10 protein-coding genes are annotated in these 12,198 nt (G+C 70.5%); 7 read left to right on the forward strand and 3 right to left on the reverse strand.

Annotated elements, in window-relative coordinates:
* The first annotated feature begins 39 nt into the window (after positions 1-39).
* Positions 40-1,203 (forward strand): cysteine desulfurase family protein, encoded by a 1,164-nt coding sequence (locus OHA25_RS20845; protein WP_327589188.1) that lies wholly within the window; start codon positions 40-42, stop codon positions 1,201-1,203.
* On the opposite strand, the gene OHA25_RS20850 is transcribed toward OHA25_RS20845, so the two are convergent.
* Entirely contained in the window at positions 1,196-2,251 is a 1,056-nt protein-coding gene (locus tag OHA25_RS20850; RefSeq protein WP_327589189.1) for a DUF695 domain-containing protein, read from the reverse strand. The genes OHA25_RS20845 and OHA25_RS20850 overlap by 8 nt on opposite strands.
* Positions 2,252-2,318: 67 nt before the next feature.
* On the opposite strand from OHA25_RS20850, the gene mnmA reads away from it, so the two are divergent.
* Positions 2,319-3,380 (forward strand): tRNA 2-thiouridine(34) synthase MnmA, encoded by a 1,062-nt coding sequence (gene mnmA / locus OHA25_RS20855; RefSeq protein WP_327589190.1) that lies wholly within the window; start codon positions 2,319-2,321, stop codon positions 3,378-3,380.
* A gap of 98 nt (positions 3,381-3,478) precedes the next feature.
* On the opposite strand, the gene OHA25_RS20860 is transcribed toward mnmA, so the two are convergent.
* Positions 3,479-4,111, reverse strand: coding sequence for an MBL fold metallo-hydrolase (locus tag OHA25_RS20860; protein ID WP_327589191.1), 633 nt, complete (start codon positions 4,109-4,111; stop codon positions 3,479-3,481).
* Positions 4,112-4,135: 24 nt separating this feature from the next.
* Here OHA25_RS20860 and OHA25_RS20865 point away from each other — a divergent pair, with 24 nt between their 5' ends.
* The 3 genes from OHA25_RS20865 (at position 4,136) to OHA25_RS20875 (ending at position 9,773) form a co-directional block, all read left to right on the forward strand.
* Positions 4,136-5,128 (forward strand): methionine synthase, encoded by a 993-nt coding sequence (locus tag OHA25_RS20865; RefSeq protein ID WP_327589192.1) that lies wholly within the window; start codon positions 4,136-4,138, stop codon positions 5,126-5,128.
* A gap of 102 nt (positions 5,129-5,230) precedes the next feature.
* Positions 5,231-7,420, forward strand: a complete 2,190-nt coding sequence (gene ligA / locus OHA25_RS20870) for an NAD-dependent DNA ligase LigA (protein WP_327589193.1) — start codon at positions 5,231-5,233, stop codon at positions 7,418-7,420.
* A gap of 277 nt (positions 7,421-7,697) precedes the next feature.
* Positions 7,698-9,773, forward strand: coding sequence for a putative bifunctional diguanylate cyclase/phosphodiesterase (locus tag OHA25_RS20875; protein WP_327589194.1), 2,076 nt, complete (start codon positions 7,698-7,700; stop codon positions 9,771-9,773).
* On the opposite strand, the gene OHA25_RS20880 is transcribed toward OHA25_RS20875, so the two are convergent.
* Positions 9,774-10,265, reverse strand: coding sequence for a hypothetical protein (locus OHA25_RS20880; RefSeq protein ID WP_327589195.1), 492 nt, complete (start codon positions 10,263-10,265; stop codon positions 9,774-9,776). It abuts the gene before it with no gap.
* Between the two features lie 146 nt (positions 10,266-10,411).
* On the opposite strand from OHA25_RS20880, the gene gatC reads away from it, so the two are divergent.
* Positions 10,412-10,711: an Asp-tRNA(Asn)/Glu-tRNA(Gln) amidotransferase subunit GatC gene (gene gatC, locus OHA25_RS20885; protein ID WP_305916679.1), complete on the forward strand. Its 300-nt coding sequence runs from the start codon at positions 10,412-10,414 to the stop codon at positions 10,709-10,711.
* Entirely contained in the window at positions 10,708-12,198 is a 1,491-nt protein-coding gene (gene gatA / locus OHA25_RS20890; protein WP_327589196.1) for an Asp-tRNA(Asn)/Glu-tRNA(Gln) amidotransferase subunit GatA, read from the forward strand. The genes gatC and gatA overlap by 4 nt, the downstream gene beginning before the upstream one ends.

Consider the following 12,198-nt stretch of genomic DNA (forward strand, 5'->3'; position numbering starts at 1 on the left):
GTCCGGACGGTACAGTCGCAAACGAGATACCCTGAGCACGTGACCAGACCGTCGGCCTATCTTGATCATGCAGCGACCACGCCCATGCTGCCCGAGGCGATCGAGGCCATGACGGAGCAACTCAAACGGGTGGGAAATCCTTCCTCGCTGCATGCGGCGGGCCGTCAGGTGCGCAGGGTGGTCGAGGAGTCGCGGGAGACGATCGCCGACGCGCTCGGAGCTCGGCCCAGCGAGGTCGTGTTCACCTCGGGCGGCACTGAAGCGGACAACCTCGCGATCAAGGGGCTCTACTGGGCGCGGCAGCCGCGGCGGCGGGTGCTGCTCAGCTCCGTGGAGCACCATGCCGCGCTCGACCCGGCCCATTGGCTGTCCGGCAGCCAGGGCGCGGAGGTCGAGCTGCTGGACGTCGACGCCTACGGCCGGGTGCACCCCGACACGCTTCGGGAAGCGATCGAGCGCGACCCCGGCGGCGTGGCGATGATCAGCATCATGTGGGCCAACAACGAGGTCGGCACCGTCCAGCCGGTGCGCGTGCTGGCCGCCATCGCCCGCGACCACGGCATCCCGTTCCACACCGACGCGGTCCAGGCGATCGGGCAGCTGCCGGTCTCGTTCGCCGAGTCAGGGGCCGACGCCCTCACGCTGACCGGCCACAAGGTCGGCGGCCCGATGGGGGTCGGCGCGTTGTTGCTGGCCAGAGGGCTGACCCCGGTGTCCGTGCAGCATGGCGGTGGCCAGGAGCGCGACGTGCGCTCCGGCACGCTCGACGCCCCCGCCATCGCCGGGCTCGCGGCCGCCGTCAGCACCGCCGTCAAGCATCAGGAGGCCCTGAGCAGCCGTCTGACGGCGCTGCGCGACGAGCTCATCGAACGCGTCCGCCAGGCCGTGCCCGACGTGCTGCTCAACGGGGATCCGGACAACCGGCTGCCCGGCAACGCCCACTTCTCCTTCCCCGGCTGCGAGGGTGACGCGCTGCTCATGCTGCTGGACGCCAAGGGCGTGGAGTGTTCGACGGGCTCGGCCTGCTCGGCGGGCGTGGCGCAGCCGTCACACGTGCTGCTGGCCATGGGAGCCGACGCGGCCGCGGCTCGGGGCTCGCTCAGGTTCACCCTGGGCCACACCTCGACCCGCGAGGACGTCGACCGGCTGATCGAGGTGCTCCCGGCCGTCGTAGAACGCGCCCGCCGCGCCGGCCTCAGCTGAGGAAGGGGGCCACCGCGGTCCATCCGGCGTCGGTGCCGACGTCCACCCGGGGCTCGCCCTCCTCCCAGCCCACGATGAGCTCCTTGGCGTGGATGGCGGCCTCGCCGGTCGGGTCGGCGTAGACGTGGATGGTGCGCAGCCCTTCGGTGCTCAGGTGCGCGGCGAGCACCGCGTCGTCACGCAGTTTGAGCATGCGGGCGGCCAGCCGCTCCTCGAAGTCGCGCAGCGCGGTCAGCGACGCGCCGATCGGCAGGCCGGCCTCGTCGCGGTGCGCGTACGGCAGCGTGATCGCGATGTGCTGGTCGAACAGCGGATAGTCGACCGGGCGCAGCGGATAGCGGGCCGTGGCGACGAGTGGCGCGCCGCCCGCCGTCTGCCCTTCGAGCAGCACCCACTGCTCCTCGTCGAAACCGGAGGCCACGTCGGCGACCACGGCGGGCAGATGCACGGCGGGCACCGCGTCGATCGGCTCGAACGTGACGGCCGTGATCTCGCCCACCCACCTGGCCACGTCGTCCTCGCCGAGCAGCCAGTCCAGGGCCAGCAGCGCGGTCTCCATCCTGGTGTCCTCGTCGAGCTCGCCGAAGATCGGATGGTAGGCGGCCACGTCGACCCGCGGTGTGTCCCGTGGCGCCCGCAGGCCCAGCATCAGCTTGTCGAGCGCGAACTCGAAGCCGCCCACGTCCAGGGTGAGCTCCAGCGCCTGTGGATTGGCCTGCCGCGATGGGTGGAACTCCCAGAGCAGGTCGGCCTCCGGCGCGCCCTTGGCCCAGCGGTGTGCGAGTGGGCGCAGCTCGGCGTCGCCCGCCGAGGTCACCACCAGGGTGTGCATGGCGTTCCTGCCGGGCGCCACCTCCCAGACCAGGTCGGGATGCAGCGCGGCGACGGCGGAGGCGAGCAGGTCCTCCAGCCCTCCGGTGTCGCCCGCGGCCACGAGCGAGTCGAGCCGCGGCCTGGTCTCCTGCCACCACGTCCAGAACTCGGCGATCCCGTCTCCGCGCGGCTCGTCGTCCTCGTCGTCTGCGTCCTTGCGCCCGAACAGTCGCATGGGCTGAATACTCCCAGATCCCCGTCATGGTCGCGCACTCCCCGCCGGACAGTAGGCTGGAAAGGTCATGGGATTGCGTGTGCTTGCCGCCATGTCGGGCGGCGTCGACTCCGCCGTGGCCGCCGCTCGGATCGCCGAGGCGGGCCACGATGTCACTGGTGTCCACCTTGCCCTGTCCGCCAACCCCCAATCTCACCGCACGGGCGCCCGGGGGTGCTGCACGATCGAGGACTCGCGGGACGCGCGCCGCGCCGCCGACGTGATCGGCATCCCGTTCTACATCTGGGATATGGCCGAGCGTTTCCAGCGTGACGTGGTCGAGGATTTCGTGGCCGAATACGCGGCGGGCCGCACGCCCAACCCGTGCCTGCGCTGCAACGAGAAGATCAAGTTCGCGGCCGTGCTCGACCGGGCGCTGGCCCTGGGCTTCGACGCGGTCGCCACCGGTCATCACGCCAGGCTGATCGACGGGGTCCTGTCCAGGAGCGCTGACGAGGGCAAGGACCAGTCCTACGTGCTGGGCGTGCTCACCCGCGAGCAGCTCGGCCACGCGATCTTCCCGCTGGGTGACTCGACCAAGGCGGAGGTGCGCGCGGAGGCCGCCAGGCGTGGCCTGACCGTCGCCGACAAGCCCGACAGCCACGACATCTGCTTCATCGCCGACGGCGACACACGGGGCTTCCTGTCCAAGCGGCTCGGGTCGGCGGAAGGGCCCATCGTGGACGAGAGCGGCGCGGTGGTCGGCAGCCACCAGGGCGCGCACGGCTACACGATCGGCCAGCGCAAGGGCCTGCACATCGACCGCCCGGCCACGGACGGCAGGCCGCGCTATGTGCTGTCGATCGAGCCGGTGTCCAACACGGTCACGGTCGGGCCGCGTTCGGCGCTGGAGGTCACGTCGATCACCTGCGGCCCGCCGGTCTGGAACGGGCCGTCCGAGGTCTCCGGCGAGCTCGCCGTGCAACTGCGGGCACACGGTGAGGTCTACGGGTGCCGCTTCGAGGAGATCGACGGCGGGTTGCGCATCGAGCTCGACCGCCCGGCCACGGGCGTCGCGGCGGGCCAGGCGGCCGTCCTCTACCGCGGGGACACCGTCGTGGGGTCCGCCACCATCGCGGGCGCCTCGTAGCGCTCGCGTCCGAGGGCGTCGTCCCGGCCTCGTAGCGCTCGTCGCGTCCGAGGTCGTGACGCCGCCGGCCGAACGGTGGACGCCGGCCTGACCTGACGTCAGCCCAGGGTGACCGACTCGCCGATCTGGAGACGGCGGATGTCGGCGCCGAGCTTGTCGGATTCCACCCTCAGCCAGTTGTCCACGAGGCCGAGGCCGTTGTCGTTGAGCAGGCCGTCGTGGGTGGAGTACGCCCGCGCGGGGCGTACCGTCCGCAGATACTCCACCATCTCCGCCATCTTCAGCCACGGCGCGTTGGTGGGCACCAGCAGCGTGGGCACCTCCGCCTCGGGGACGGTGAGCGCGTCACCTGGGTAGAAGACCTCGTCGTCCACCAGGAAGCCGACATTTTGGACGATCGGCCAATCGGGGTGATTCTTTGCATGCCACTCGCCGAACACCTTCACCCCGAAACCGGCCGCCTCGAAGCCGTCGCCGTGCCGGACCACGTTCACCTTGACCGGCACGTCGGACAATTCGCCGGCGACGCCCTCGCACGTCCAGATCTCCACGCCCGGCGGGACGGTCGCGAGCTTGCCAGGATCGACGTGGTCGAAGTGCTGGTGGGTGATCAGGACCGCGTCGGCGCCGTCGAGCACCGGGTCCTCGGTGAACGCCCCCGGGTCGATGACGAGGACCTTGCCGTCCTTTTCCAGGCGTACGCACGCGTGACCGTACTTGGTGAGCTCCATTCGCCAGAGCCTACGCTTGTACCCATGTCTACGTGGGAAGCCACCGGGGTCGGCTCGCATCCTGGAGATGATCATCTTGAAGCGGTCCGGGTCGTGTTCGGTGAGGTGCCGGGGCTGCCGTACCTGCCCGAGCTGCCGGCCAGGGGTGTCGGCGCCGACATGGTCGGCAGGACGGCCGCGCTGCTGATCGAACTGCCCGTCGAGGTGCAGCCGTCCGGGTGGCGGCTGACCGACCGGCCCGGGCGTGATCATCAGCGGGCCGTCGATCATCTGCGGCGGGACCTGGACGCGCTGGAGGAGATCGGGCACGACTACGCCGGGCCGTTGAAGCTCCAGGTCTGCGGGCCGTGGACGCTGGCCGGGACGATCGAGCTCAGGCACGGGGACAAGGTGCTCTCCGACGCCGGGGCCGTACGCGACCTGACCGCCTCGCTCGCCCAGGGAGTCGCGGACCACTGCGCCGAGGTGCGGCGGCGGCTGCCCGGGGTGACGGAGATCGTGCTGCAGCTCGACGAGCCGGGGCTGCCTGGGGTGCTGGCCGGGACCGTGCCGACCGCCTCCGGGTTCGGCCGGCTCGCCGCCGTGGAGGAATGGCGGGTCGAAGAGTCGCTGCGGCTGTTCGACGATCCGGTCGTGCACTGCTGTGCCCGCTCCGTGCCGTTCGACATGCTGCGGCGGGGCGGGGTTCGCGGGGTTTCCGTGGACGCCTCGCTGCTGCGGCGGCGGGACCAGGAGACGCTGGGGGAGCTCGTCGAGGCCGGGGCGATGTTGTTGCTCGGCGTCGTGCCGGGCAGGGACGTGCGGCTGCCGGATGTGGGAGTGATCGCCAAGCCGGCGGTGGAGCTGTGGCGGCGGCTCGGGTTCCCGCCGGACAAGCTGGCCGGGCAGGTCGTGCTGACCCCGGCGTGCGGGCTGGCCGGGGCGTCCCCCGCCTACGCCAAGGCGGCGCTGGCGGCGTGCAGGAAGGCCGCCCAGGTGCTCAAGGAGGATCCTACGGGTGGCAGGCAAGAGGGCTGAGCGCGGATACGCGCTGGGCCCTCTTGGATGCCCGGGCCATTCGCGTTGTCGGTGCTCGGCGGTAGCGTTTGCTCAAGCCGTCGGACGAGAGGAGAGGGTGCCGTGACCAGCGAGTCGAGCGTCGGGGGCGTGCCTGTGGCCGCGCTCAAGCGGCATGCCGAGCTGAGCGAGCTGGTCGAGGACGCCCGCTGGCGTTACTACGTGCTCGACCAGCCCACGGTCAGCGACGCCCAGTTCGACGAGTGGTTCAAGGAGCTGCTCGCGCTGGAGGAGGCCCATCCGTCGCTGCAGACGCCGGACTCGCCGACGCAGAAGGTCGGCGCGCCGGTCGCGGGCGACTTCGCCAAGGTCGAGCACCTGGCCAGGATGGAGAGCCTGGACAACGCCTTCAACGCCGAGGACATGGCGGGATGGGCGACGCGCGCCGAGCGGCTGGCCGAAGGCGACCCCGGGCCTTACCTGTGCGAGCTGAAGATCGACGGACTGGCGATCGCGCTGGTCTACCGGGACGGCAGGCTGGAGCGCGCCGCCACCCGGGGCGACGGGCGCACCGGCGACGACGTCACGGCCAACGTCCGCACGATCAAGGGGATCCCGCACCGGCTCAAGGGTGACGACGTGCCGAGCCTGGTCGAGGTGCGCGGCGAGGTCTACATCCCGGTCGAGGACTTCAAAAAGCTCAACGAGCAGCTCGTGGAGCAGGGCAAGGCGCCGTTCGCCAACCCGCGCAACTCGGCGGCGGGCACGCTGCGGCAGAAGGACCCGCGCATCACGGCCCAGCGGCCGCTGCGGATGCTGGTGCACGGCATCGGCGTCTGGGAGGGCGCGAAGGAGCCGCGGGCGCAGTCGGACGTCTACGACCGGCTGCGCGAGTTCGGGCTGCCGGTGAGCGATCTCTACAAGGTGGTGCCGGACTTCGACGGGGTCAACGGCTACATCGAGCACTACCGCGAGCACCGCCACGATCCCGCATACGAGATCGACGGGGTCGTGGTCAAGATCGACTCCTTCCGCACGCAGCGCGAGCTGGGATCTACCTCGCGGGCGCCGCGGTGGGCGATCGCCTACAAATACCCGCCGGAGGAGGTCAACACCAAGCTGCTCGACATCCAGGTGGGGGTGGGCAGGACCGGGCGGGTCACGCCGTACGCGGTGATGGAGCCGGTCGTCGTGTCCGGCTCGACCGTCGAGCGGGCCACGTTGCACAACGCGGCCATCGTGGTCAAGAAGGGCGTGCTCATCGGCGACACCGTGGTGCTCCGCAAGGCGGGCGACGTCATCCCCGAGATCGTCGGTCCGGTCGCGGCGCTGCGTGACGGGTCCGAGCGCGAGTTCGTCATGCCGACGCACTGCCCGGAGTGCGGGACGCAGCTGGCATACGAGAAGGAGGGCGACGCCGACCTGCGCTGCCCCAACGCCCGCAGCTGCCCTGGGCAGATCCGCGAGCGCATCTACTTCGCGGCGGGGCGCTACGCGCTCGACATCGACGGGCTCGGCTACGTCGCGGCGACCGCCCTCACGCAGCCGCTGCCGCCGCAGGAGCCCGTGGTGCGCACCGAAGCCGACCTGTTCGACCTGAAGATCGAGCAGCTCATCCCGATCAAGTCGGTCGTCCGCGACCAGGACACCGGCCTGCCCAAGATCGACCCCAAGACGGGTGAGCAGAAGATCGTCTCGTTCTTCTCCAACATCAACGGCGAGCCCAGCCAGAACGCTCGGCTGATCCTGTCGGAGCTGGAGGAGGCCAAGCAGGTGCCGCTGTGGCGGGTGCTGGTCGCCTTGTCCATCCGGCACGTCGGGCCGCCCACCGCGCGCAAGCTCGCCGACGCCATGCGGTCGATCGAGGCCGTCATGAACGCCTCGGAGGAGGAGCTGGCGGCGGTCGAAGACGTCGGGCCGCGGATGGCCACGACGATCAAGGAATGGTTCGCGGTCGACTGGCATCGGGAGATCATCGAACGGTGGCGGGCGGCCGGAGTGCGGATGGAGGACGAGCCGGCGCCGGAGAAGGGGCCGCAGACCCTCGGCGGGCTGACGTTCGTCGTCACGGGGACCCTGGAGGGTTACACCCGGGACTCGGCTTCCGAAGCGCTGGCGGGCCGGGGCGGGAAGGTCGCCTCGTCGGTGTCGAAGAAGACGTCGTTCCTGGTGGCGGGGGAGAACGCGGGGTCGAAGTACGACAAGGCGGTGAGCCTGGGGGTGCCGATCCTCGACGGGGCCGGGTTCGAGGTCCTGCTGAAGGACGGGCCGGAGGCGGCGGCGCAGGTGGCGGTCAAGCCCGAAGAGGCTTAACGGCGACAGGCCCGGCTGGGGCGGCCGGGTGGTCAAGCCTGAGGAGGCTTAGCGGCGGTAGGCCCGGCTGGGGTCGGCCGCCGCGGTCGCGAGGTGTGGGACCCGGAGTCAGGGTGTTGTGGCGCGGGCGTACATACGCATGGCTTCGCGTTTGCTACGCAGGGTGGTTTTTGGGTATATGTCGGAAAGGAGAATTACGGACCGTACGCGCTTGGTTTCGCGAAGTGGGGTGAAGGTCGTACCCTCCCATAGTGACCTAATGGGGGTTCTGTTACCGATGACTGACCCAACCGACACTCGCGACACCGGACCACGCGTCGGCACGCCGCTCTGGGCGTTCCTCGCAGGCGTCACCGTGGTCGGCTTCACCGCCCTCGTCGTGGCGATGATCAGGCTGGACTGGGTGGCGCTCGTGGAGCTGGCCCGCACGGCACTGTTCTGGGTGCTGGCGGTGCTCGTGATCCTGGGCGAGCTCAGGCCCGTGATGGTGTCGTCCGCCAGCCTGGTGGGCGGCACTTACCCGTCCACCATGTTCACCTTCGCCGTGCTGCTGCACTTCGGCCTGCCGGTCGCGGTGTTGATGCAGGCTGTCGCCGTCGCCATCAACGGGGTGGTGACCCGCAAGTCGTGGCATCGGGTCATGTTCAACATCGCTCAGTCGACATTGGCGCTCACCGCGGCGGCCGTGGTGCTGGGGGCGTTCGGGATCGCGCCGAGCCCGGCCGCGCCGTGGGAGCCGAGCGGCGGCCACCTGCCGGCGATCGCGCTGGCCGGGGTGGCCTATTTCGCCTCCAGGGCGACGCTGGTCAGCGGGGCGGTCGCGCTGCACGAACGGCGCTCGATCGTGCGGGTGCTGAAGGTCACCGTGGGGCCGCAGAGCCTCGTCTACGCCGCGCTGCTCGGCCTGGCGCCCCTGGTCGTCGTGGTCATGAACCATTCGCCCGGCCTCGTGCCGCTCTTCGTCGCCCCCCTGGCCGCCGTCTACTTCACCGCCACGCTGTCCATGCGCCGCGACCACCAGGCCCTGCACGACGAGCTGACCGGCCTGCCCAATCGCAAGATGCTCATCGTGAGCACCGAGGAGGCGCTCGCCGAGGCCCGTCAGGACGAGCGGGTCGGTCTGTTCCTGCTCGACCTCGACCGGTTCAAGGAGGTCAACGACACGATGGGCCACCCGGTGGGCGACCGGCTGCTGCAGATGGTCGCGCACCGGCTCACCCATTCCGTACGCCCCAAGGACGTCGTGGCCCGGCTGGGCGGCGACGAGTTCGCCGTGCTGCTGCCCTCGATCAGGGACGCCCACGCGGCCAGGGAGGTGGCGGCCAGGTTGCGCGCGGCGCTGACCGAGCCGGTGCGGCTGGAGGGCATGACCTTCGATGTGGACGCCTCGGTCGGGATCGCGCTCTATCCCGATCACGCGCCCGATTTCGAGCTGCTGCTGCAGCGGGCCGACGTGGCGATGTACCTGGCCAAGGAGGGACGCACCGGCGTCGAGCTCTACCAGCCGGACAAGGACCGCAACTCGCCCGAGCGGCTCACCTTACTCGGTGATCTTCGCCGCGCCATCGACAATCGGGAGCTCCGGCTGCACTACCAGCCCAAGGTGAGCCTCGGCAGCGGCGCCGTCCACGGGGTGGAGGCCCTGCTGCGCTGGCGGCACCCGGTGCACGGGGCGATCGCGCCCTCCGAATACGTTCCTTTGGCCGAGCAGTCCTACCTGATGCGGCAGCTGACCGCGTACGTGATCGAAGAGGCTCTCGAGCAGGCCGCTTTCTGGTGGCACACCGGGCTCAGGGTGCAGATCTCGGTCAACATCTCCGCCCGCGACCTGCTCGACTCGGCCCTGCCCGAGCAACTGGAGGTGGGGCTGGCCAAGTACGGGCTGCCGCCGTCGGCCATCCAGCTGGAGGTGACCGAGCGCATTCTGACCGGCGACCAGGCCTATACGCAGGAGACCATCAAGGCGCTGGCCACGCTGGGCGTGCCGCTGGCCCTGGACGACTTCGGCACCGGTTACTCCTCGCTGATCAGGCTGCAGCGGCTGGCGGTGTCCGAGGTGAAGATCGACGCCTCGTTCGTGCGCAGGATGGCCGGCTCCGAGGACGACGAGCGGATCGTGCGCTCGATCGTGGACCTGGTGCGCTCGCTCGGGCTGCGTTCGGTGGCCGAGGGCGTCGAGTCGGACGAGGTGGCCGTGCGGCTGGCCGAGATGGGCTGCGACGTGGGGCAGGGCTGGCTTTTCTGCAAGCCCATGCCCGCCGCCGATGCCACGGTCTGGCTCCGCGAGCGCTCCGAGGCTGCGGCCGCCCAGGTCGAGTTCGGTTACCGGCCCGAGGTCAGCCGCTCCGCCTGACTAGAGTCGATGGCCTTTCCACATCGGCCGCTCCGGCGTCCACTTGGGCGGGCGCTTCCAGAGCGCGCGCCGGAACAGGTACACCGGCAGGAGCAGGGTCGCCAGCGAGAAGCCCGCCAGCAGCAGCACGCCGGGCAGGTCGTAGTGACCCGGACGGAAGACCTTGACGTCGTGCCCGGCGTCGAGCGCCGCCACCCGGTCGCCCGCGGCCAGCTCATCCGGCCCGTATCCGAAGATCCAGGCGTCCGGCTTGGTCAGCGAGCCGTCGTCTGAGACGTAGACGCCGTTCCAGTTGCACGGGCCGCGGCCCGAGCAGTCCAGCTCACGCGCGGTGAAGTGCCCCATCGTGCCCTGCTGCCGCGCGGCTCGGAACTCCAGCTGGGCGGCGTCCACGGTGACGACGGCCAGCAGCACACCGGCCAGCAGGACCAGCGGCGTGGTCAGGGCCGCCAGGACAATCAGGCATCCCGCGCCGCACCCGTTACGCTCCATGGCCCCCGCCTCCTGAAGGGGCAACGAGCGGGCGGCCGGGATCGTTCGGCGTGTTGCGGGCCGGTTAATGGTTCAGGGGCGCTGCGTCAAGCCCCCTAGGATGGCAGTGTCCAAAGACTCCATCCACGAAACGGGTTAAACGACTCATGTCCGCCATAACCCGCGACGAGGTCGCACACCTGGCCCGGTTGTCCAGGCTGGCGCTCACCGACGACGAGCTCGAACACTACGCCACCCAGCTCGATGCCATCATCGAGGCGGTCGCGAAGGTCTCCGAGGTCGCCGCCGAGGACGTGCCGCCGTCGTCGCACGCGCTTCCGCTGACCAATGTCTTCCGTGCCGACGAGGTGCGACAGTCGCTGACCCCCGAGCAGGCGCTCGCCGGCGCGCCCGCCGTCGAGGGTGACCGCTTCCAGGTGCCGCGCATCCTCGGGGAGGAGGCATGAGTCTGATCCGTAAGACCGCCGCCGAGCTGGGGGCGATGATCGCCGCAGGCGAGGTTTCCGCCGCTGAGGTGGCCGAGGCTCACCTGGACCGCATGGCCGAGGTGGAGCCCAAGATCAGGGCGTTCCTGCACATCGATCGCGAGGTCACGCTGGAGCAGGCGCGGGCCGTGGACGCCAGGCTCAAGGCGGGCGAGAAGCTCGGTCCGCTGGCCGGGGTGCCGATCGCGCACAAGGACATCTTCTCCACGCACGACATGCCCACGACGGCCGCGTCCAAGATCCTCGAGGGCTGGCGGCCACCTTACGACGCGACCGTCACCAAGCGGCTGCGCGAGGCCGGGCTGGTCTTCCTGGGCAAGACGAACCTCGACGAGTTCGCCATGGGCTCCTCGACGGAAAACTCCGCCTACCACCCGACGCACAACCCGTGGGACCTGACGAAGGTGCCGGGCGGCTCGTCCGGCGGCTCCAGCGCCGCTGTGGCCGCGTATGAGGCCCCGCTGTCCACCGGCACCGACACGGGCGGCTCGATCCGGCAGCCCGCGGCCGTGACCGGCATCGTGGGCATGAAGCCGACATATGGCGGCTCGTCCCGTTACGGGATCATCGCGTTCGCGAGCTCGCTCGACACGCCCGGCCCGTTCGCCCGCAACGTGCTCGACGCGGCCCTGCTGCACGAGGCATTCTCCGGACACGACCCGATGGACTCCACCTCCATCGACGCCCCGGTCCCCAGCGTGGTCGAGGCCGCGAAGAACCCCGACATCGCCGGCATGCGGATCGGCGTCGTCAAGGAGTTCTCCGGCGAGGGCTACCAGGCCGGCGTGCTGGCCCGCTACCACGAGGTCGTCAAGCTGCTGGAGTCGCTCGGCGCCACGGTCGTCGAGGTCTCCTGCCCGTCGTTCACGACCGCCCTGCCGGCTTACTACCTGATCGCGCCGTCGGAGTGCTCGTCCAACCTGGCCCGCTTCGACGCCATGCGTTACGGCCTGCGCGTCGGCGACGACGGCACCCGCAGCGCCGAGGAGGTCATGGCGCTGACCCGGGCCGCCGGCTTCGGCCCCGAGGTCAAGCGGCGCATCATGCTCGGCACCTACGCGCTGTCGAGCGGCTACTACGACGCCTACTACGGCCAGGCGCAGAAGGTCCGCACGCTCATCGCCCGCGACTTCGAGGCCGCCTACCAGCAGGTCGACGTGCTCGTGTCGCCGACCACGCCGACGACGGCGTTCCCGATCGGCGAGCGCACCGACGACCCGATGGCGATGTATCTCGCCGACCTGTGCACCATCCCGTCCAACCTGGCCGGCAACGCCGCCATGTCGGTGCCGTGCGGCCTGGCCGACGAGGACGGCCTGCCCGTCGGCCTGCAGATCATGGCGCCGGTCCTGGCCGACGACCGCTGCTACCGCGTCGGCGCCGCCGTGGAGAAGGCCCTGGAGAGCCGCTGGGGCGGCCCGCTGCTGAAGGAGGCCCCGTCGCTATGA

Source organism: Nonomuraea sp. NBC_00507 (assembly GCF_036013525.1).
In the GTDB taxonomy this organism is placed as follows: domain Bacteria; phylum Actinomycetota; class Actinomycetes; order Streptosporangiales; family Streptosporangiaceae; genus Nonomuraea.